This is a genomic window from Streptomyces sp. CoH27, assembly GCF_020181035.1.
GTDB lineage: Bacteria > Actinomycetota > Actinomycetes > Streptomycetales > Streptomycetaceae > Streptomyces > Streptomyces camelliae.
Genome location: NZ_JAIQYY010000014.1, coordinates 24,269 through 45,787 on the forward strand (window position 1 = coordinate 24,269; position 21,519 = coordinate 45,787).

Sequence of the window (21,519 nt, forward strand, 5' to 3'; positions counted from 1 at the left end):
GCACGTACCCTTTTCCGGGTGAACGCCACCGATCGCACCCCTGCCGACCTGCTGGCTTCCGCGCTCGCCGCGGACCCCGGCCGCCCGCTGGTGACCTTCTACGACGACGCCACGGGCGAACGCGTCGAACTGTCCGTGGCCACCTTCGCCAACTGGGTGGCCAAGACGGCGAACCTCCTTCAGGGCGACCTCGCCGTCGAGCCCGGCGACCGGGTCGCGCTGCTGCTGCCGGCGCACTGGCAGACGGCGGTGTGGCTGCTGGCGTGTTCGTCGGTGGGGGCCGTCGCCGATGTGGGCGGGGAGCCCTCCGTGGCCGACGTCGTGGTCAGCGGGCCGGACGCGCTGGACGCGGCGCGGGCGTGCCGGGGAGAGCGGGTCGCTCTCGCGCTACGGCCGCTGGGCGGGCGGTTTCCGCAGACGCCGGACGGGTTCGTCGACTACGCCGTGGAAGTGCCGGCGCAGGGGGACCGGTTCGCGCCGTTCGCTCCGGTGGACCCGGAGGAGCCCGCGCTCATCGTCGCCGGGGCGGAGTTCAGCGGGGCCGAGGTCACGCAGAAGGCTGTCGCCGACGCGGCGGGGCTGGAGCTGACGGGGCCCGGGTCGCGGATGCTGTCGGGGCTGCCGTACGACACATGGGAGGGGCTCAGCGCGGGGCTTTTCTCGCCGCTCGCCTCCGGCGGGTCCGTGGTGCTGTGCCGGAATCTGGACCGTCTGGACGAGGAGGCTCTCGCCAAGCGGATCGAGAGCGAGCGGGTGACGTCGGTACGGCGGTGATCGCCGTCGTAACCCACTTGGAGTAGCTGAGGGCGCCACCCGCCCCTCCTCCCGCCATCGTCGTAGGAGCAGCACGTTCCGCTCGTACGCCGATGAGGGGGTGCCCCGCCCGTGACCGACACCGTAGACAGGGCCCCCGGTCCCGGTCTCGGGGCCTCGGCCACCGGGGACGGGCTGGTGCGGCGGCGTCGGCGGCGGTGGGCGCAGGGAGTGGCGCTCGGGCTGGCCGGGGCCGTCGCGGTGGCCGGCGGGACCGGCTGGGCGCTGTACGCCAAGCTCGATGCCAACATCACCCCGGACGACCCGGCCGCCCGGGAACTCGCCCGGTACGAGGCCGAGCGGCCCAGCGCGCTGGTGCGGGGCGCGCAGAACATTCTGCTGATCGGGTCCGACACCCGGGCCGGTGACGGGAACGCGGAGTACGGGCGGGATCTGGGCAGTGCGCGGTCGGACACGACGATCTTGCTGCATCTGGCCGCGAACCGGCGCAGCGCCACCGCCGTGTCGTTGCCCAGGGATCTGATGGTGGACATCCCCGCGTGTCTGCGGGCGGACGGGAGCCGGAGCGAGCCGGTGTTCGCGATGTTCAACAGCGCCTTCTCGGTGGGCGGTTCGGCATGTTCGATCCGAACCGTCGAGAAGCTGACCGGCATCCGCGTCGACCATCACGTGGTCGTGGACTTCCGCGGGTTCAAGAAGATGGTGGACGCCGTCGACGGGGTGCAGGTCTGTCTGAACGAACCCATCGACGACAAGGCCGCCCGGCTGAAGCTGCCCGCGGGAAAGGTCATGCTGAACGGGGAAAAGGCGCTCGGGTATGTGCGGGCCCGCAAGTCGCTCGGCGACGGCAGCGACACCGAGCGGATGGAGCGCCAGCAGCGATTCCTCGGCGCGCTCGTCAACAAGATGCAGAGCGGTGACGTCCTGCTGAACCCGGGGAAGCTGTACCCGGTGCTGGACGCGGCGACCTCCTCGCTGACCGCCGATCCGGAACTGGCGAGTTTGCGCGGCTTGTACCAGTTGGTGCGCGGGCTGCGCACGATCCCCATCGAACGGGTGCAGTTCCTGACGGTGCCGAGGGAGTCGTACGTCTACGACACCAATCGTGACCAACTCGTGGAGCCGGAGGCCGAGAAGCTGTTCGCGCGGTTGCGGGCCGATCAGCCCGTGGTGGTGACAAATGGGACGGGGGGTGCGCCTTCCCCCGCGCCGACCTTCCGCGGCAGTACCGCCGCCGAGCACGACTGCGCGTGAGGCGCACCTCGGCGCGCCGGACTTCCGTTCAGAAAATGAGGGGGATTGCCCAGTTGTAGGGGGGCGGAATTTGTCACCGGCGTCGCTCGACGCTGAACTGGGCGGATAGTGTGAGCGACCCGGTGCACCTCGCCGCGAGGTCCCTGTGGGGGTCGTGCACCGATTCACCGAGACCCGAGCGCCTTTGAGGGGGAAGGCGCCGCGTGCCCCCGACGGAGGATTCGGACAACCGTGGACGCGCAAGGCCGTGGGCGGGCGGACAACATCGACCCCGCCGACCAGTGGGTACTCAATCCGAACACCGGCGAATACGAACTGCGACTGAGCACTTCCGCACCGCAGTCGTCGGTCCCGGGCCCCCGCAGACCCGCCTCCCGGGGCGGCACCGGTGCGCCGCGCCGGCGGGACGACTCCAAACCCGGCGAGACCCGGGAGATGAGCGCGGTGCGCGCCGGGAACGTACCGCCGCCGCGCTCGGCCCGGCGCCGCGGCGGCGAGCCGGAGGCCCCGCAGGGGCGGCGGGCGGCGCGGCGGCCGGCGAAGAAGAAGTCGAAGGCGAAGAAAATACTGGCGTGGACGGCAGGCGGCACGGCGTTCGTGCTGGTCGCCGTCGGCACCGCCGGCTATCTGTACCTCAAGCACCTTGAGGGCAACATCAGCTCGACCGACGTCGGTGACGCGGGTTCCAAGGGCTTCAGCAAGGACGAGGCCTTCAACTTGCTGGTCATCGGCACCGACAAGCGCACCGGCAAGGGCAACGAGGGCTACGGCGACAAGGGCAGCGTCGGGCACGCGGACACCGACATCCTGCTGCACGTGTCGAAGGACCGGACGAACGCCACCGCGATGAGCATCCCGCGCGACCTCATCGTCAACGTCCCGGACTGTCCGACGAAGCAGCCGGACGGCAGCACCAAGGTGATCCCCGGCACGGAGAACGTGCGCTTCAACACCAGCCTCGGCCAGGACGGCCGCGACCCGGGCTGCACCATGCGCACCGTGGAGGAGGTCACCGGCATCCATGTGGACCACTTCATGATGGCCGACTTCAACGCGGTGAAGACCCTGTCGAGCGCGGTCGGCGGCGTCGAGGTGTGCGTCACGCACCCGGTGAACGACAAGGAGTCCCATCTGAAGCTGCCCGCGGGCAAGTCGCGGGTGTCGGGCGAGCAGGCCCTGGCCTTCGTGCGCACCCGGCACAGCTTCGGCAACCACGGCGACCTGGACCGCATCAAGGTCCAGCAGCAGTTCCTGGGCTCGCTGATGCGTGAGATGTCCTCCAGTGACACCCTCACCAACCCCTCGAAGCTGCTGGACCTCGCGGAGGCGGCGACCAAGGCGCTCACCGTCGACACCGGCATCGACAGCATCAGCACCCTCAAGGACATGGCGCTGGAGATCAAGAAGGTCCCGACGAAGAACATCTCCTTCGTGACCGTGCCCGTGCTCGACAACCCGGCCGACGGCGCCGTCCACAAGACGGTCATCGTCAACCAGACCGCCGCCCCTCAGGTCTTCGACGCCATCAAGAGCGACGTCTCCTTCACCGAGGTGAAGAAGCAGCAGAAGCAGGCGAAGGACGCCCAGGCCGCGCAGCTCAACGGCGCCAGGTCCGCGCCGTCCGACGTACGGGTGCGGATCCTCAACGGCGGTGCCCAGCCGGGCAGCGCGCAGGAGACCCTGTCCTGGCTGCAGACCTCCAAGGGCGTGCTGAAGTCGGAGAACGCGGGCAACGCACCGGCGGAACTGAAGAACACCACGCTGGAGTACGCCCCCGACCAGGCCGCCCAGGCGCGGGAACTGGCCGCGCTGATGGGGCTGCCCGGCTCGGCGCTCAAGCCCGGCAAGAGCGTGATCAACTCCCAGGGCCTGCCGGCGATGACACTGACCCTGGGCAAGGACTTCAAGGGCGCGGGCGTCTCGCTCACCGCTCCGGCGAAGGCACCGAAGGTCGACGGGGCGTCCACGGCCAGCGAGGCCAAGTGCGCCTCATAGGTAACCCTTCGGGCCCGTCGTGCGTCTAACCCGACGCGGGACGGGCCCGTTTCATGGCGCGAGGGTGGGGAGGGCAGGAAGCTTTGGCGCAGAGCGATGTGTGGGAAGACGCGCGGGGAGACATGCGGGGCGAGGCTCCCGCGGGGGACGACACGATGTCGCTCACGCCGCGGTCCTCGGAAGCGGCGGAGGGCTCCGGCCGGCATGGCGGCGGACGAGGCGGAGGCGGCGTGCAGACCGACCGGCCGCGGCGCAGACGGCGCGCTCTGCGCTGGTCGGCGACCGTGCTCGCGGTGGTCATACTCGGTACGGCGGGCGCCGGTTATCTGTACTACGAGCACCTCAACGGCAACATCCAGAAGGGCGCGCGCAGCAGCGGCGACGGCAAGGCACAGAAGACCGCGCCGAACGCCGCCGGGCAGACGCCGCTGAACATCCTGCTGATCGGCTCGGACAGCCGTAACTCGGCCGAGAACCTGAGGCTCGGCGGCAGCAGGTCCAGCGTCGGCGGCCCCCCGAACGCGGACGTGCAGATGCTCATCCACCTCTCGGCGGACCGCAAGAGCGCCGCCATGGTGAGCATCCCCCGGGACACCCGTGTCGACATCCCCCCGTGCAAGGACCCCGACACCGGCAAGTCGTACCCGGCGACGAACGACATCATCAACACCACCCTGGGCCGGGGCGGGGCCGGCTGCACGCTGTCCACCTGGGAGAACCTCACCGGGGTCTACATCGACCACTGGATGACGATCGACTTCTCGGGTGTGGTGCGGATGGCGGACGCCATCGGCGGGGTCGACGTCTGTGTGAAGCAGAACGTGTGGGACCACCCGACCCCGGCCCAGCCCGGCGGCTCCTGGCTGAAGATGACGGCCGGCACGCACAAGGTCAAGGGCGAGCAGGCACTGCAGTGGCTGCGCACCCGGCACGCCTGGGGCAGCGACCCCCTGCGGGCCCGCGCCCAGCACATGTACCTGAACTCGATGATGCGCACGCTGCGGCAGCAGAACATCTTCACCGACACCGGGCGCCTGATGAACCTGGCCGAGGCGGCCACCAAGTCCCTGAAGGTGTCCGAGGAGATCGGCACCGTCAAGAAGCTGTACGACCTGGGCATGGAGATGAAGTCGGTGCCGTCCGACCGCATCACGTCGGTGACGATGCCCAACCTCCCGGACCCGCAGGACCCCAGGAACCACGTGGTGCCGAACGCCACGGACGCCGACAAGCTGTGGCAGATGCTCCGCGACGACGTGCCGCTCGACAAGAACGGCGGCACGAGCGACTCCGGTACGAAGCAGGTCTCGGCCAAGCCCGCCCCGGCCAAGACGCCCTCGACGGAGCCGGGCCGGCTCGGGGTGCTGGTGCAGAACGGCACGCAGACCTCGACCGAGGCCGCCGTGCAGCACCGGGCGTCGGCGATCAGCGACGTCCTCGTACAGGCGGGCTACGCCAGGGCGGCGGCCGACACCTCGGGCGCGCAGTCGGCAAACAAGACGGTCGTGCAGTACCCGAGCGCGGACCTGCAGGGCGACGCCGAGGCCGTCGCCAAGGCCCTCGGGATCCCGACGAGTTCGGTGAAGCAGTCGACCGACGTGTCCGGAGTCACGGTCGTCGTCGGCGCGGACTGGCGCACCGGCACGTCGTATCCCAAGGAGTCGAAGCCGAAGGCCGGGGACATCCCGGACGGCACCGACGCCGTCAACGGCGCGGACACGTCGAAGTGCATGGACGTGTACGGGCCCTACCGGTGGTGAAGCCCTGCGGGCAGTAGCCGAAAAGGCCCCTCCCAGCGGTCTGGGAGGGGCCTTTTCGGATGGGTTCAGTGCGAGCTGAGCACCGCGGGCCGCCGGGAGGCGATGACCTTCTTCGCCAGCGCCTTCGGGCTGGTCAGAAAGCCCCAGCCCCACGACATGTGCATGGTGGCGAGAGCCACCGGGATCTGCAGCCGGGCCGTCACCGACAGGCCCTTGCCCGCCGGGACGGAGCCGGCGGCGATCGCCGCGAGGTAGCCGACGGGGATCACGAAGCCCACGGGGCTCACCAGGGCGCCGACGACGATCCCGGCCGCTATCGCGCACACCGCGACCGGCGGGGCGAGGTAACGCAGATTGATGGAGCCGGAGTGGTAGCGGGCGACGACGTGCCGCCAGCGGCCGTAGTCCTTGTACTGCTTGGCCAGCGCCTTCACACTCGGCCGGGGCCGGTACGACACCTTCAGCTCGGGCGAGAACCAGATCAGCCCGCCCGCCTCGCGGATGCGGAAGTTCAGCTCCCAGTCCTGGGCACGGATGAACTCCTCGTTGTAGCCGCCCTGCTGCTCCAGCGCCTCGCGCCGGAAGACACCGAGATAGACGGTCTCGGCGGGTCCGGCTTCCCCTCCCGTGTGGAAGGCGGCGTTGCCGACCCCGATCTTCGAGGTCATGGCGGCCGCGACCGCCTGCTCCCAGGCGTTCTCGCCCTCGGCGTGCATGATGCCGCCGACGTTCTGCGCGCCGGTCTCCTCCAGGAGGCGGACGGCGGTGGCGATGTAGTTCGGCGAGAGCATGCCGTGGCCGTCGACCCGGACCACGATCGGGTGCCGGGAGGCCTTGATCGCCGCGTTCAGCGCGGCGGGCGTGCGGCCGCTGGGGTTCGGGACGGTGTGGACGCGCTTGCTTTCATTGGACGCAGTTTCTTTCACCAGCTCGGCGGCGATCTCGTCCGTGCGGTCCGTGGACGGACCGAGGGCGATCACGACCTCCATCTCGCCGGCGTACTCCTGCGCGAGGATCGCTTGGACGGCTCCGCGCAGATGCCGCTCCTCGTTGAGGACGGGCATGATCACGGAAACAGCGGGGAGTCGCACGTCGGGCTTGGCGTTCATAGGGGCCTCACGTTACCGCGAACGGGGGACACCGGTGCGCGTCACCGGGGTGTGGGACCGGGCTGGAGATCGTATCGGCCTACCGTGCTCACGGATCCCACGTACGGCCTCGTCCGGAGGTGTCCCCCTTGGCCAGCCCGCCCCGGTCCCCCGCGCGTCCGCAGCGCCGACCACAGCCGCCCCGCCGTGTGCCGCGCCCGCCCGAGCGGCCCGTGCGCTCCGTTCGCGGACCGCGTCGGCCGCGCTGGGCCATGCGGGCGGTGTCCACCCTGTCCGTGGTGGTGCTCGCCTCGGCCGGGATCGGGCACGCGGTGATCAGCAGCCTGGACGCGGGCATCGCCCGGGTCGACGCGTTCAAGGACATGAAGAACCGGCCCCGGGCGGGTCACGGCATGAACGTGCTGCTGGTCGGCACCGACGGCCGCGACCGGATCACCGAGCAGGAGCGGCGCGCGTTCCGGCTGGGCGGGGCGGCCTGTCACTGCACGGACACGATGATGATCGTGCACATCTCGGAGAACCGGGATCGGGCCACCGTGGTGAGCCTGCCGCGCGACTCCTACGCCGAGGTACCCGCGCGGACCGACCCGGCCACCGGGCAGCAGCACCCGGCACACGCCATCAGGCTGAACGCCGCGTACGCCGAGGGCGGCCCCCAGCTGACCATCCGCACGGTCGAGAACATGACCCATGTGAAGATCGACCACTATCTGGAGGTCGACTTCAGGAGCTTCATGAAGACCGTGGACGTCCTCGGCGGAGTGAAGATCTGCACGCCGAACCCGCTGAAGGACGCGTACAGCGGCCTCGACCTCACACCCGGCACGCACAGCCTCACGGGCGGGCAGGCGCTGCAGTACGTACGCGCCCGGCACGTCGACGGCACGAGCGACCTGGGGCGGATGAAGCGGCAGCAGAGGTTCCTGGCCGCGCTGATCGAGAAGACCGCCTCCTCCGGGGTGCTGCTGAACCCGATGCGGTTCCGGGACGTGACCCGGGCGGTGCTCGGTTCGGTCCGCGCCGACGAGGGTTTCGGCACCGACGAGCTGCTCGACCTCGGCCGGGCCATGCGGGACTTCTCGCCCTCCTCGTCCGAGTTCACCACGGTGCCCATCGGGCAGCTGAACTACGACGTCAAGGGCCTCGGCTCGACCCTGAAGTGGGACCCGGCGAAGGCGGACCAGCTGTTCGCGTCCCTGCGTGACGACAAACCGCTCACCAAGGACCAGCCCTCGCCCCAGCATCACACCGGCCCGGCGTCGGCCCCGCCGGCGCCGGCGACCCCGGTGGAGGTGGATCCGGGGCAGGTCCGCGTCCAGGTGGAGAACGGCGCGGGGACCTCCGGGCTGGCCAGGCGGGTGGACGCCGCGCTGGCGGGGGCGGGGTTCGCGACGACGCACCGGCCGACGACGGCCGCATCTCATGTGCCGCACACCGTGATCTCCTACGACCCCCGGTTCGACAAGTCAGCGCGGGCGCTGGCCGCCGCGCTGCCCGGGTCCGAGCTGCGGGCCGTTCCCGGCCAGGGGCAGCTGCTGAGGGTGACGGCCGGGGCGGACTTCAAGGACGTGCACAGGGTTCGGTTCGAGGATCCGGGCCAGCCCCAGCCGGCGCCGGTGCGCGGCAACGAGGTGGTGTGTTAGCACCCTGGAGGCGCCGGCCGCCCGGTGACTGGGGTGCCGGTCGGCTGGAGTGCCCGTCGGCTGGAGTGCTAGTCCTCGAACCCTTCGGCCGCCCTCTGCTCCCGCAGCTCCCTGATCGCCCGCCGCCGCGCCAGCCGGTGAGTACGGCGGATCTGCGCCTCCTGGTACCGCCGCCGGTCCCGGTCGGTCTCCGGGAGCACCGGCGGGACGCGGCGTGGCTTGCCGTCGGCGTCGACGGCCGCGAAGACCAGGTAGGCCGAGCCGACCTGGGTGGGCGGGGCGGACTCGTTCCAGCGTTCGGCGAGGACGCGGACACCGACCTCCATGGAGGTGCGGCCGGTCCAGTTCACCTGGGCCTTCACATGGACCAGGTCGCCGACGCGGACCGGCTCCAGGAAGGCCATCTCGTCCATGGACGCGGTGACGGCGGGACCGCCGGAGTGGCGGCCGGCCACCGCGCCCGCCGCGTCGTCGACCAGCTTCATGATCACCCCGCCGTGCACCGTGCCCAGGAGGTTGGTGTCGTTGTGGGTCATGATGTGGCTGAGGGTGGTGCGCGAGGCGGACGTCGGCTTACCCGGAATGTCCACTTCCATGTCCGGTTCCGCGCCCGTGGCCTGGTCTGTCATGCCCTCCACCTTATGCCGATGTGACTTTCGCGGAATTTGTGTCAGCTTCGCAACAGCGCCGCCCTGATTTTCCGACATCCCTTGTAAGCCACATGGCGGCGCCCTGCACACTGGGGCGCATGAATGACTGGCCCGAGGGATGGTCCGACGACAACCGCGGACCCCGCTACGGACGCGGGAGTGCCGGCGCGCAGCCGGACGGCGCCCAGGTGATGCGTCAGGTGCGGCGTGGCCCGGCGGTACCGCCCGGGCAGCGCTCGGCGTACGGCGACCCCGGCCCGGCGGCGCCGCCGTACGGGGCCGGTGTCCCGCAGCAGCCGTCGTACGTGGACGGGCAGGGACACGACGAGGGGGCCGGCTACGACAGCGGCTACAACACCGGGCAGGTCTACGGCGGCGGCCGGCGCGGCGGCGGCTTCGTACCCAACGACAACGACCCGGACCCGGAGCTCGACCGGTACCGGCCGCGTCCGAACTGGCGGCGGCGGATCAAGTGGACCGCGATCACGCTGGCGAGCGTGATCGTCATCACCTCGGTCGCGACCTACTTCTGGGCCGACTCCAAGCTGCGCCGCGAGGTCGATCTGTCCCAGGTGATCGACCGCCCGGCGTCGGGCTCGGGCACGAACTACCTGATCGTCGGCTCGGACAGCCGCGAGGGCATGTCCAAGGCGGACGAGCAGAAGCTGCACACCGGCTCCGCCGAGGGCAAGCGCACGGACTCGATGATGATCCTGCACGTCGGCGACAACGGGGACACGCTGGTCTCGCTGCCCCGCGACTCGAACGTGACCGTGCCGTCGTACAAGGGCTCGACGTCCGGGAAGGTCTATCCCGCCAGGGGCCGGCAGGAGAAGCTCAACGCGACCTATGCCGAGGACGGACCGACGCTGCTGGTGCGCACGATCGAGGCCAACACCGGTCTGCACATCGACCACTACGTGGAGATCGGCTTCCAGGGCTTCGCGAACATCGTGGACGCGGTCGGCGGTGTCGAGATCAACATCGACAAGGGCTTCTCGGACAAGTGGTCCGGCGCGAACTTCAAGGCGGGCAAGCAGACGCTGAACGGCGCGCAGGCCCTCGCCTTCGTCCGCACCCGGCACGCCTTCGCCGCGTCCGACCTGCAGCGCACCAAGAACCAGCAGAAGTTCCTGTCGGCACTGGCCCACCAGGTGGCCACCCCGTCGACGGTCCTGAACCCCTTCACGTTCTACCCGGTGATGGGCGCGGGTCTGGACTCCCTGATCGTCGACAAGGACATGTCCCTGTGGGACCTGGCCTCGATGTTCTGGGCGATGAAGGGCGTCCAGGGCGGCGGCGGCACGTCGCTGAACATGCCGATCTCCGGCTCCGTCGGCGGCAACCTCGTCTGGGACAAGGCGAAGGTCAAGACCCTGGTGGACGAGCTGAACAACGACCAGAAGGTCACCGTCTCCGGCAACTGAGCCGGTCGTCGTACGAGGGCCGAGGGCACCCGTTTCCGTGCGGGTGCCCTCGACGCATTTCAGGCGGGTCCGGGGCTCACATGCCGGCGCCCGCCATGGCGCGGCACATCTCCGACGCGCGGCGACACGCGTCCGCGCACCGCTTCATCTGCGGGTCGTCCGGCATCCGCATACACGCCTCGACGCACATGTCGCACGCCGTGGCGCACATCGCGCACATCTCGCCCGACATGGGCGAGCGGCGCATCATCATGTCGGCGCACATCCGAGTGGTCTCGGAGCAGTCCATGAGCGCCCGCATGATCTGCATCTGGGCCTGACCGCCCATCTGCATGCAGGAACTCATGGTCTCCTCGCACATGCTGTGCGCGGTCATGCAGGCGTCGACGCAGTCCTGCATCTGCTGGGTCATGGGTGTCATCGTGGGCTGGGCCATGGCTCCTCCTGGGGGAAGGGGGGATGCTCGACGGGTCCCCGCGTGCTTCCGTCCTATGTCAGGGGGCGGGGTCCCGCATGTGACCGACCGGTCGGATGGAGCCGGGCAGAGAGAAGGCGTAGAGCTTGTTGTTGGTGGTACCGGGCACGTAATAGCCGGACCCCCAGTAGACCGAACCGCCCACGATGGCGGCGCCGCCGGCCACCGGCGCACCGCTGGCGAAGCTCCACTTGACGGTCCCGGTGGCGCCGTCCAGTGCGTACATGTCTCCGGACGTGGAGCCGGCATAGACCACGCCGTTGGCGCTGGAGACGGGGCCCAGGTCCAGAATCGAATCCCCCTTGGGGTCCGCGGTCTGCCAGCGGATCTTCCCGGTGGAGGCGTCGAGCGCGGCGAAGAACCCGCTGGTGACGGTCGACTTCTGGCCGGTGACCGAGGTGATGGTGGTGGGCACGTGCTCGGAGTTGGTGATTGCCGCGTACACACGCTTGCCGTCCACCGCGGTGCCGAACTCGATGCCGCCGATGATGCCGCCCGGACCGACCTGCGTCTGCCACACGACCTTGCCGGTGGCCGGATCCACCGCCCAGTACACGCCGCTCTTCTGCCCGGCGCCGAGCAGCCGGGTGCGCTTGCCCTTGACCTTCGTGGTGTAGAGGTTCGGTCCTGAGCCGAAGTCGTAGTCCGGTCCTTCCGGGTGCGGGAACGTCCAGGAGTCGGCACTCAGGCTGGAGCGGGACCAGGCGATCCGGCCGGTCTTCAGGCGCAGGGCCAGAATCGAGTCGATGTGGTCGTCCGGCGACGGCGGGGTGCACCCGGTCTGGAACGGCCTTGTGCAGACGCCGGGCGGCACGGAGTAGTTGTTGCCGGTGTCCACGTACAGCAGTCCGGTCTCGTGGTCCACCACCGGGGTGCTGGACCACACCGAACCACCCGTGTAGCCGAGCGGAACGGTGCGAGTCCTCCACAGCACCTTTCCGGTGGCCACGCTGAGTGCGACAACGCTGCCGCGGAAGGTGTACGGCCCTTGATGGACCTCGGACACGGAAGACACTCCCACGTAGGCGACGCCGCGGTCGATCACCGGCGAACCGGTGATGATCGCGTAGGGGTTGTCGTCCACCTTGGTGCGCCACAGCGGCGCGCCGGTCGCGGCGTCGGCGCCCATGACGGAGGCACCCGCCCTGGTGGAGGAGTACAGCCACCCGTCACCGAACACCAGCCTGCCGTCCGCGTACGCGGGGCTGGTCCGCGAGATGTCCCCGGGGACACCGCTGTACGTGCTGATCGGCTTCGACCACAACGCCTTCCCGGTGGCCGTGTTCACCGCCGACAGCTGTCCGCCCCAGTCCGGCACGTACACCACCCCGTGGGCCACGGTCGGCGTCGCCGAAACGCTGCCCGCCGCGGTGTAGATCCAACGCGGCTTCAGGTTCTTCACGTTCCGCGTGGTCAGGATGTGCTCATCGGCGGCGTTCCGGGTGTCGTGGATGTTCTGGCCCGCTGAGGGCCATTCGGTGTGCGGCACGGGGTGGGGCGACAGGGCGGCCGTCGCACTCGCGACGGCGGGCGGGACCGCCGCACCGAGCACGGCGCTCACCACGCCCACCGCGACGGCGGTCCGTCTGAGCCTGGAGAAGGTACGCATGAAGCACACTCCACGTCGGCGAGGGGGCAAGCCGGGAAGGGCAGCGCCACGACCCGGCAGGTCGCGATCAACCAGTACCGCGCAGACTGACCGCGCCGCCCACCCATGCCGCGCAGATCAGGCGAGCGGGTGAGCAATCCGCCCCAGGCGGCCCACGGCTACCGCCGGACGAGTCGCTGAGCGGTGAAAGCCGGAAGGCGCCCCGCAGGGCGCCTTCCCAAGAGCCGTGAACTCCCTTGCCGTTACGGCAGGTTGCGGGCCATGACGATGCGCTGCACCTGGTTGGTGCCCTCGTATATTTGCGTGATCTTGGCGTCGCGCATCATGCGCTCCACCGGGTAGTCACGGGTGTAGCCGTAGCCGCCCAGCAGCTGGACGGCGTCCGTCGTGACCTCCATGGCCACGTCCGAGGCGAAGCACTTGGCGGCGGCGCCCAGGTAGGTGAGGTCGGCGTCGCCGCGCTCGGAGGCGGCGGCGGCCTGGTAGGTGAGGGCGCGGGCCGCCGAGATCTTCATGGACATGTCGGCGAGCATGAACTGGATACCCTGGAAGTCGGCGATCGCCTTGCCGAACTGCTTGCGCTCCTGGACGTAGCCCTTGGCGTAGTCGAAGGCGCCCTGCGCGACACCGAGCGCCTGGGCGGCGATGGTGATGCGGGTGTGGTCCAGGGTCTTCATGGCGGTGGCGAAGCCGGTGCCCTCCTCGCCGATCATGCGGTCGGCGGGGATGCGGACGTTGTCGAAGTAGACCTCGCGGGTCGGGGAGCCCTTGATGCCGAGCTTCTTCTCCGGGGCGCCGAAGGAGACGCCCTCGTCCGACTTCTCGACGACGAACGCCGAGATGCCCTTGGTGCGCTTCTCCGGGTCCGTCACCGCCATGACCGTGTAGTACTCCGACACGCCCGCGTTCGTGATCCAGCGCTTGACGCCGTTGAGCACCCAGTGGTCGCCGTCGCGCACGGCCTTGGTCTTCATGCCGCCCGCGTCCGAGCCCGCCTCCGGCTCGGAGAGGCAGTACGAGAACATCGCGTCGCCCTTGGCGAGCGGGGTCAGGTACTTCTTCTTCAGCTCCTCGCCGCCGGAGAGGATCACCGGGAGGGAGCCGAGCTTGTTCACGGCCGGGATGAGGGAGGAGGACACGCAGGCGCGGGCCACCTCCTCGATCACGATGACCGTGGCGAGCGCGTCGGCGCCGGCGCCGCCGTACTCCTCGGGGACGTGCACGGCGTGCAGGTCGTTGGCGACGAGGGCGTCGAGGGCCTCCTGCGGGAAGCGGGCCTCCTCGTCCACCGCCGCGGCGTACGGCGCGATCTTCGCCTCGACCAGGGAGCGGACGGCGTCGCGGAGCATGTCGTGCTCCTCGGACGGGCGGTACAGGTCGAAGTCAGCCGATCCGGCCACGGTCTCTCACGCTCCAAAGACGCAGTGATACTGACGCTAATTACCGTTAAGTAACTCAAATTTTAGAGGTCCGTCCGCATGACGCCTACGTGAGCTACACGACAGCGGTGAAGCTGCCCGGCGAAGCGCCCGACTATGCTCAGGGGCCGCATCACCGACGCACCCGAGTCCGAGCTGGAGCGCACCCCATGAGCCTGAAGATCACCGTGATCGGCACCGGCTACCTCGGCGCCACGCACGCCGCGGCCATGGCCGAACTCGGCTTCGAGGTGCTCGGGCTCGACGTCGTCCCCGAGAAGATCGCCATGCTGGAGCGCGGCGAGACCCCGATGTACGAGCCGGGGCTGGAAGAGCTGCTGCGCAAGCATGTCGCGGGGTTCGAGGGGTCGACCGGGCGGCTGCGGTTCACCACGGACTGGGCCGAGATCGGGGCCTTCGGCGACGTCCACTTCGTGTGCGTCAACACGCCGCAGAAGCACGGCGAGTACGCCTGCGACATGTCGTACGTCGACTCCGCCATCGCCTCTCTCGCCCCGCATCTGCACCGTCCGGCCCTGGTCGTCGGCAAGTCGACCGTGCCCGTCGGCTCCGCCGCGCGGCTGGCCGCTTACCTGGCCGAGAACGCACCGGCGGGCGCGGAGGCGGAGCTGGCCTGGAATCCGGAGTTCCTGCGCGAGGGCTTCGCCGTCGAGGACACCCTGCACCCGGACCGGATCGTGGTGGGCGTGCGCGGCGAGCGCGCCGAGAAGCTGCTGCGCGAGGTGTACGCGACCCCGGTCGGCGAGGGCACGCCGTTCGTCGTGACCGACTTCCCGACCGCGGAGCTGGTGAAGACGGCGGCGAACTCCTTCCTCGCGACCAAGATCTCCTTCATCAACGCGATGGCCGAGGTGTGCGAGGCCGCCGGCGGTGACGTGGTGCAGCTCGCCGAGGCCATCGGGTACGACGACCGGATCGGGCGGAAGTTCCTGCGCGCCGGGATCGGCTTCGGCGGCGGGTGTCTGCCCAAGGACATCCGGGCGTTCATGGCCCGCGCCGGTGAGCTGGGCGCCGACCAGGCGCTGACCTTCCTGCGCGAGATCGACTCCATCAACATGCGCCGGCGCGGTCAGATGGTCGAGATGGCCCGGGAGGCGCTGGGCGGCGGCTCCTTCCTCGGCAAGCGCGTCGCGGTGCTCGGCGCCACCTTCAAACCCGACTCGGACGACGTCCGTGACTCGCCCGCACTGAACGTGGCCGGGCAGATCCACCTCCAGGGCGGCCAGGTGACCGTGTACGACCCGAAGGGCATGGACAACGCCCGCAAGGTCTTCCCGACCCTCGGCTACGCCCGCTCGGCGCTGGAGGCCGTGCGGGGCGCCGACGCCGTGCTGCATCTGACCGAGTGGCGCGAGTTCCGCGAGCTGGACCCGGTGACGCTCGGCAAGGTCGCGTCGACCCGTCTGGTCCTGGACGGCCGCAACGCCCTGGACCCGGAGCTGTGGCGCCGCGCGGGCTGGACGTACCGCGCGATGGGCCGGCCGACCGCGTAGACCACCGGGTGACGCCGGTTCGGCCGAGGCTCAGTCGGCCGAACCGGCGTCTTTCCGCATTCTGCACCACCGGACACATACCTGGCCGGTGAACTCCCGGTGTCGCACGCGCCCTGGGACCGGTCAGGAGTTGTCCAGCTCCGTGATCCTCGCGTGCGGCGCCTCCCTGCGGTGCTGGGCCGCGCGGGCCGTGAAGTCCGCGCTGCGCAGCACCCGTTGGACGTTTCCCCAGGTCAGCAGGGACAGCTCGGCCTCGGACCAGCCGCGGCGGAGGAGTTCGGCGATCAGGTGGGGGTAGCGGGAGGCGTCGGCGAGGTCGCGGGGGTGGACGGCGCCGGAGTCGTAGGTGCCGGACAGGCCGACGCACTCCGGGCCGGCCACGTCGCGGACGTGGTCGAGGTGGTCGGCGACGTCCCGGACCGTCGGCCCGGTCTGCTCGGCGGTCAGCGGCACCATGCACAGCCCCTTCGCCTCGCCCAGCGCCGTGAGCAGCTCGTCGGGCAGGTTGGCCGGGTGCGGGCGCAGCGCGCGGGCGGCGGAGCGGGTGCACAGCACGGGTGTCTTGGACAGGGCGAGGGCGCGTTCGGCGGTGGCGGCGGAGGCACCGGAGACGTCGGCCAGCACACCGAGCCGGTTGAGCTCGCGGACCACCTCCTCGCCGAAGCGCGACAGCCCGTCCGCGCCCGCCCACGCCGTCCCCGACAGGGTGAGGACGCGCAGGCCGAGGGCGTGCAGGATGCGCAGGATGCCGAGGGAGTCGTCGAGTGCGGCGGCGTGCGCGGGGCCCGGCACCACGGCGACCCGGCCGCAGTTGCGGGCGTCGATGATCTGCCCGGCGGTGCGCACCAGACGCAGCCCCTCCGGATGCGTCTCGATCACCGCGCGGACCTGGTCCAGCTGCTCCAGGGTCGCCGCCGTCGCCCGCCGTCCGTCGGCGTCCTCGGGCAGGTGCAGCGACCAGAACAGCACCCCCACATGTCCCTCGCGCATCCGGGGCACATCGGTGTCGACGGCGGCCTCGCCCAGCTCCAGGTCGTACCAGGGCAGATGGCGCAGTGCCCAGGGCAGGCCGCTGTAGCCGTCGGCGACCGGGTGATCGGCGAGCAGGGCATGGGCCTGGGCCAGGAGTCCGCCGTCAGAAGTGTGCGGCTCCTTGCTGAAAGGGTCGTCCGGCAGGCCGCCGTCCACGCCGACCTCGCCGGTCGTGGAGATGTCGTGCTGGAGGTCGGCCATGGCGGGCTCCGTACGTCGTCGTGAGCTACGTCGTGGTGGGGCGTAGTGGCCACGGTCGCACGGAGGGCGGGGAGGCTTCCTGGTGAGTGGGGCGTTCGGGGGTACGGCAGGTCAGGTGTCGCGGGCCGCCCGGATCACCTCGTCGAGCGTCTCCCGGGAGCGCACCAGGTCGGCGATCATGCGGTCGATGCGGTCCCGCTCGGCGCTCAGGTCGGCGACCAGCTTCGGCGTGGCGATCGCGGAGGGCCCGCCGTCCTGGTCGCGCATGCAGGGCAGCAGCTGCCGGATCTTCTCGCTGTGCAGCCCGGCCGCGTACAGTTCCTGGATCCTGATGACCCGGTCGACGGCCGGCTCGGGGTAGTCGCGATGGCCGCCGGGGGTGCGCCCGGCGAGGAGCAGCCCCTGGGTCTCGTAGTAGCGCAGCGACCGCTCGCTCGCCCCGGTGCGCCGGGCCAGTTCGCCGATCCGCATGTCCGCCTCCGCCGGAAGAGGGCTTGAATCTCACATCGGTGTCAAGTTCTACCGTGCCGGCATGACGCAGACAACGGACTCCACGGACTTCCTCGCCCCCGCCCGGCTCGGCCGGCTGGCCCTCCCCCACCACCTCGTGATGGCGCCGCTCACCCGCAACCGCGCGGCGGCCGACGGCACCCCCACCGACCTGATGGTCACGCACTACGCCCAGCGGGCCTCGGCCGGGCTGATCATCGCCGAGGGCTCGACGCCGAACCCGGTCGGGCAGACGTACCCGGACATCACCGCGATCCACACCGACCGGCATCAAGAGGGCTGGCGGCGGGTCACCGACGCGGTGCGGGCGGGCGGCGGGCGGATGTTCCTCCAGCTCCAGCACGGCGGCCGGGTGAGCCACCCGGCGACCACCGGGCTGACCCCAGTAGCCCCCTCCGCCGTACCGCTGCCGGAGACGATCTTCACGCGCGGCGGCCACCGGCCGGCTGCCGTACCCCGGGAGATGACGGCGGACGACATCCGCGCCACGGTCGCCGACTTCGCGGCCGCCGCGCGCCGGGCCGTCGACGCGGGCTTCGAGGGCGTGGAGGTGCACTCGGCCAACGGGATGCTGCTGCACCAGTTCCTCGCGGACAACACCAACCGCCGCACCGACGCCTACGGCGGCTCGGTGGAGCGGCGGGTGCGGTTCGCGTCCGAGGTGACCGAGGCGGTGGCCGATGCGATCGGCGCGGACCGGGTGGGCATCCGGATCTCCCCCGCCTCCACCGTCAACGGCGTCCGCGAGGACGACACCGACGGTCTCTACGCGGCCCTCCTGGACCGGCTGAAGGGGCTGGACCTCGCCTATCTGCACCTGGTGCGCTCCGACCCGGAGGCCGGCTGGTACCGGCGGATCCGCGCCGACTGGCCCGGTGTCCTGATCGGCAACCCGGACCTGACCGGCCTCACCACCGAGGCCGTCACCCGGGCCGCCCGCGCGATGCTGGCCGCCGGCGCCGACCTGGTCGCGCTCGGCCGGCCCTTCCTCGCCAACCCGGACCTGGTCGAGCGGCTGCGCACCGGCGCGCCTCTCAACCCGGTCCGGGACCGGTATTTCATGTACGTGGGCGGGGCCGCCGGGTACAACGACTACCCCGCCCTGGACGGTCAGGCGTCGCCGTCGAGCGACTCGATCGTGGCGTTGGAGGGCGCCCGCGTCGCCTGAATCTCGCGGGCCACGTCCTCCGCCGCGCCCAGCACCCGCACCGCGTTCTTCCAGGTCAGCTTGGCCAGGTCGGCCTTGGACCAGCCGCGCTCCAGCAGCTCGGCGAGCAGGTTCGGGTAGCCGGAGACGTCGTTCAGGCCGTCCGGGGTGAACGCGGTGCCGTCGTAGTCGCCGCCGATGCCCAGGTGGTCGATGCCGGCCACCTCGCGCATGTGGTCCAGGTGGTCCGCGACCGTGGCCACCGTGGCGATGGGGCGCGGGTGGCGCTCCTCGAAGGCGCGGTGGATCTCCATCGCCCTCGGGCTGGTGTCGAGGTGGTGCAGTCCGTGAGCGCGCATGTTCTCGTCGGCCGCCAGCGTCCAGTCCACGGCCGCCTGGAGCACGAACTTCGGCACGAACGTCACCATCGCCATGCCGCCGTTGGCGGGCAGCCGCTCCAGGACGTCGTCGGGGACGTTGCGGGGGTGGTCGCACACGGCCCGCGCGGAGGAGTGCGAGAAGATCACCGGCGCGGACGAGGTGTCCAGCGCGGCCCGCATCGTCGTGGTCGCCACATGGGACAGGTCGACGAGCATGCCGAGGCGGTTCATCTCCCGGACGACCTCGCGGCCGAACGCCGACAGACCGCCGACTTTGGGCTCGTCGGTCGCGGAGTCCGCCCAGTCGTTGTTGTCGTTGTGGGTGAGCGTCATGTAGCGCACGCCCAGCTCGTACAGACCGCGCAGGGTGCCGAGGGAGTTCTCGATCGAGTGCCCGCCCTCCGCGCCCATGAGGGAGGCGATACGGCCGTCCGCGCGCGCCGCCTCCATGTCGGCGGCCGTCCGCGCGGCCTGGAGATCGGTGGGGTGCCGGGCGATCAACTGCCGTACGCAGTCGATCTGTTCGAGCGTCGCCACCGCCGCCCCGGGCAGGTCCGAGCGCACGTACACCGACCAGTACTGCGCACCGACCCCGCCCTCGCGCAGCCGCGGGATGTCGGTGTGCAGGTGTTCGTTCTGGTGTACGGCGATGTCGCGGGCGGCGAGGTCGTAGCGGACCTGCTCGCGCAGCGCCCACGGCAGGTCGTTGTGGCCGTCGACGACCGGGAACTCGCGCAGCAGGGACCGTGCTTCGTCCAGTGAGGTCATTGCGTCTTACTTCCCGAAGCCGAAGCCGCTCGACCCCTCGACCTTGGAGCGCAGCCGCTTGCCCTTCTCGGTGGCCTGGTCGTTCAGGTCCTGCTGGAAGTCGCGCATCTTGTGCAGCAGGTCCTCGTCGTGCGTGGCCAGGATCCGGGCCGCGAGAAGGCCCGCGTTGCGGGCACCGGCGACGGAGACGGTGGCGACCGGGACGCCGGCCGGCATCTGCACGATGGACAGCAGCGAGTCCATGCCGTCGAGGTACTTCAGCGGGACCGGGACGCCGATCACCGGGAGCGGGGTGACCGAGGCGAGCATGCCGGGCAGGTGGGCGGCGCCGCCCGCACCGGCGATGACGACCTTCAGACCGCGGTCGGCGGCCTGCTCACCGTACGTGATCATCTCGCGGGGCATGCGGTGCGCGGAGACGACGTCGACCTCGTAGGCGATCTCGAACTCGTCCAGCGCCTTGGCGGCGGCCTCCATGACGGGCCAGTCGGAGTCCGACCCCATGACGATGCCCACGACGGGGCCGGCAGCGGTGCTCATTCGGTGATCGTGCCTCTCAGGTAGGCGGCAGCGTGACGGGCGCGCTCCAGCACGTCGTCCAGGTCGTCGCCGTAGGTGTTGACGTGTCCGACCTTGCGGCCGGGCTTCACGTCCTTGCCATACATGTGGATCTTGAGCTTCGGGTCGCGGGCCATGCAGTGCAAGTACGCGGAGTACATGTCCGGGTAGTCGCCGCCCAGGACGTTGACCATGACCGTCCACTTCGCGCGCGGCCGGGGGTCGCCGAGCGGGAGGTCGAGGACGGCGCGGACGTGGTTGGCGAACTGCGAGGTGATCGCGCCGTCCTGGGACCAGTGGCCGGAGTTGTGCGGGCGCATCGCGAGCTCGTTGACGAGGATGCGGCCGTCGCGGGTCTGGAACAGCTCCACCGCGAGATGCCCGACGACGCCGAGTTCCTTGGCGATCCGCAGCGCCATCTCCTCCGCCTGCAGGGCGAGGGCCTCGGGCAGGTCGGGGGCGGGCGCGATCACGGTGTCGCAGACGCCGTTCACCTGCTGGGACTCGACCACCGGGTAGGCGACGGCCTGGCCGTGCGGGGACCGTACGACATTGGCGGCCAGCTCGCGGACGTAGTCGACCTTCTCCTCGGCGAGGACCGGGACGCCGGCCCGGAACGGGTCCATGGCCTCCTCGGCGGACTCCACGACCCATACGCCCTTGCCGTCGTAGCCGCCGCGGACGGTCTTCAGGACGACCGGGAAACCGTCGCCCTCCGCCGCGAACCGGACGACGTCCTCCGGGTCGGCGACGATGCGGTGCCGCGGGCACGGGACGCCGATCGCGTCGAGCTTCGCGCGCATCACCCCCTTGTCCTGGGCGTGCACCAGCGCGTCGGGCCCCGGGCGCACGGGGATGCCGTCCGCCTCCAGGGCCCTGAGGTGCTCGGTGGGCACGTGTTCGTGATCGAAGGTGATCACATCGCACCCGCGCGCGAAGTCACGCAGCGTGTCCAGATCGCGGTAGTCGCCGATGACGACATCGCTCACGACCTGCGCCGCGGAATCCTGAGGGGTGTCACTGAGAAGCTTGAACCTGATGCCCAACGGGATGCCCGCCTCGTGCGTCATACGCGCGAGCTGCCCCCCGCCGACCATGCCGACTACCGGGAACGTCACGCCTATAGCGTATCGGCCACGCCGAGGCAGCCGGATCGCGTCCCTCGTACGGCCTCTTACCGCCGGCTTCCCGGCCTCTTTCCGGACTGTTGCCGAGCTGTGGCCCCCTCCACAGGCATAGGGCGATTCGGGTGGTTAGCATGGGCGGGCTGACGAAACCTACCGACGGGAGCTGCC

General features: G+C 70.6%; 18 protein-coding genes. 8 read left to right on the forward strand and 10 right to left on the reverse strand.

Features of this window, described 5'->3' with window-relative positions; genetic code table 11:
* Positions 1 to 18: 18 nt before the first annotated feature.
* The 4 genes from LE548_RS24180 (at position 19) to LE548_RS24195 (ending at position 5,783) form a co-directional block, all read left to right on the forward strand.
* Positions 19 to 774: a TIGR03089 family protein gene (locus LE548_RS24180; protein ID WP_225099047.1), complete on the forward strand. Its 756-nt coding sequence runs from the start codon at positions 19 to 21 to the stop codon at positions 772 to 774.
* Between the two features lie 111 nt (positions 775 to 885).
* Positions 886 to 2,028, forward strand: coding sequence for an LCP family protein (locus LE548_RS24185; protein ID WP_225099048.1), 1,143 nt, complete (start codon positions 886 to 888; stop codon positions 2,026 to 2,028).
* Positions 2,029 to 2,259: 231 nt separating this feature from the next.
* On the forward strand, positions 2,260 to 4,023 hold the full coding sequence (locus tag LE548_RS24190) for an LCP family protein (RefSeq protein ID WP_225099049.1): 1,764 nt from the start codon (positions 2,260 to 2,262) through the stop codon (positions 4,021 to 4,023).
* A gap of 155 nt (positions 4,024 to 4,178) precedes the next feature.
* Positions 4,179 to 5,783: an LCP family protein gene (locus LE548_RS24195; RefSeq protein ID WP_225099050.1), complete on the forward strand. Its 1,605-nt coding sequence runs from the start codon at positions 4,179 to 4,181 to the stop codon at positions 5,781 to 5,783.
* A 65-nt stretch (positions 5,784 to 5,848) separates the two neighbouring features.
* On the opposite strand, the gene LE548_RS24200 is transcribed toward LE548_RS24195, so the two are convergent.
* Complete coding sequence (locus LE548_RS24200) at positions 5,849 to 6,892, reverse strand: glycosyltransferase family 2 protein (RefSeq protein ID WP_225099051.1); 1,044 nt, start codon at positions 6,890 to 6,892, stop codon at positions 5,849 to 5,851.
* 251 nt (positions 6,893 to 7,143) lie between these two features.
* Here LE548_RS24200 and LE548_RS24205 point away from each other — a divergent pair, with 251 nt between their 5' ends.
* On the forward strand, positions 7,144 to 8,535 hold the full coding sequence (locus tag LE548_RS24205) for an LCP family protein (RefSeq protein ID WP_225099052.1): 1,392 nt from the start codon (positions 7,144 to 7,146) through the stop codon (positions 8,533 to 8,535).
* A gap of 68 nt (positions 8,536 to 8,603) precedes the next feature.
* Here the strand turns inward: LE548_RS24205 and LE548_RS24210 are convergent, their stop codons facing one another.
* Positions 8,604 to 9,164, reverse strand: a complete 561-nt coding sequence (locus LE548_RS24210) for an acyl-CoA thioesterase (protein WP_225099053.1) — start codon at positions 9,162 to 9,164, stop codon at positions 8,604 to 8,606.
* Between the two features lie 119 nt (positions 9,165 to 9,283).
* On the opposite strand from LE548_RS24210, the gene LE548_RS24215 reads away from it, so the two are divergent.
* Entirely contained in the window at positions 9,284 to 10,612 is a 1,329-nt protein-coding gene (locus tag LE548_RS24215) for an LCP family protein (protein ID WP_225099054.1), read from the forward strand.
* A gap of 76 nt (positions 10,613 to 10,688) precedes the next feature.
* Here LE548_RS24215 and LE548_RS24220 read toward each other — a convergent pair whose 3' ends face one another.
* The 3 genes from LE548_RS24220 to LE548_RS24230 form a co-directional block, all read right to left on the reverse strand.
* Positions 10,689 to 11,048: a four-helix bundle copper-binding protein gene (locus LE548_RS24220; protein WP_225099055.1), complete on the reverse strand. Its 360-nt coding sequence runs from the start codon at positions 11,046 to 11,048 to the stop codon at positions 10,689 to 10,691.
* Between the two features lie 58 nt (positions 11,049 to 11,106).
* Positions 11,107 to 12,696, reverse strand: a complete 1,590-nt coding sequence (locus LE548_RS24225) for a PQQ-binding-like beta-propeller repeat protein (protein ID WP_225099056.1) — start codon at positions 12,694 to 12,696, stop codon at positions 11,107 to 11,109.
* A 242-nt stretch (positions 12,697 to 12,938) separates the two neighbouring features.
* On the reverse strand, positions 12,939 to 14,096 hold the full coding sequence (locus LE548_RS24230; protein ID WP_308030514.1) for an acyl-CoA dehydrogenase family protein: 1,158 nt from the start codon (positions 14,094 to 14,096) through the stop codon (positions 12,939 to 12,941).
* A gap of 188 nt (positions 14,097 to 14,284) precedes the next feature.
* Here LE548_RS24230 and LE548_RS24235 point away from each other — a divergent pair, with 188 nt between their 5' ends.
* Positions 14,285 to 15,628: a UDP-glucose/GDP-mannose dehydrogenase family protein gene (locus LE548_RS24235; RefSeq protein WP_225099057.1), complete on the forward strand. Its 1,344-nt coding sequence runs from the start codon at positions 14,285 to 14,287 to the stop codon at positions 15,626 to 15,628.
* A 123-nt stretch (positions 15,629 to 15,751) separates the two neighbouring features.
* Here the strand turns inward: LE548_RS24235 and LE548_RS24240 are convergent, their stop codons facing one another.
* The gene (locus tag LE548_RS24240; RefSeq protein WP_225099058.1) at positions 15,752 to 16,861 is read right to left on the reverse strand and encodes a dipeptidase; all 1,110 of its coding nucleotides are present in this window, start codon (positions 16,859 to 16,861) and stop codon (positions 15,752 to 15,754) included.
* Between the two features lie 111 nt (positions 16,862 to 16,972).
* A complete protein-coding gene (locus LE548_RS24245; protein WP_225099059.1) occupies positions 16,973 to 17,332 on the reverse strand; it encodes a MerR family transcriptional regulator in 360 nt (119 codons plus the stop codon).
* A 61-nt stretch (positions 17,333 to 17,393) separates the two neighbouring features.
* Between LE548_RS24245 and LE548_RS24250 the strand changes: the two genes are divergently transcribed.
* A complete protein-coding gene (locus LE548_RS24250; protein WP_225099060.1) occupies positions 17,394 to 18,539 on the forward strand; it encodes an alkene reductase in 1,146 nt (381 codons plus the stop codon).
* On the opposite strand, the gene LE548_RS24255 is transcribed toward LE548_RS24250, so the two are convergent.
* The 3 genes from LE548_RS24255 to LE548_RS24265 are packed head-to-tail and all read right to left on the reverse strand — an operon-like array spanning position 18,482 to position 21,342.
* Positions 18,482 to 19,666, reverse strand: a complete 1,185-nt coding sequence (locus tag LE548_RS24255) for a dipeptidase (protein WP_225099061.1) — start codon at positions 19,664 to 19,666, stop codon at positions 18,482 to 18,484. The two genes, LE548_RS24250 and LE548_RS24255, sit on opposite strands and share 58 nt — an antisense overlap.
* Positions 19,667 to 19,672: 6 nt before the next feature.
* Positions 19,673 to 20,206 (reverse strand): 5-(carboxyamino)imidazole ribonucleotide mutase, encoded by a 534-nt coding sequence (gene purE, locus LE548_RS24260; protein ID WP_225099062.1) that lies wholly within the window; start codon positions 20,204 to 20,206, stop codon positions 19,673 to 19,675.
* A complete protein-coding gene (locus LE548_RS24265; protein ID WP_225099063.1) occupies positions 20,203 to 21,342 on the reverse strand; it encodes a 5-(carboxyamino)imidazole ribonucleotide synthase in 1,140 nt (379 codons plus the stop codon). The genes purE and LE548_RS24265 overlap by 4 nt, the downstream gene beginning before the upstream one ends.
* Positions 21,343 to 21,519: the final 177 nt, after the last annotated feature.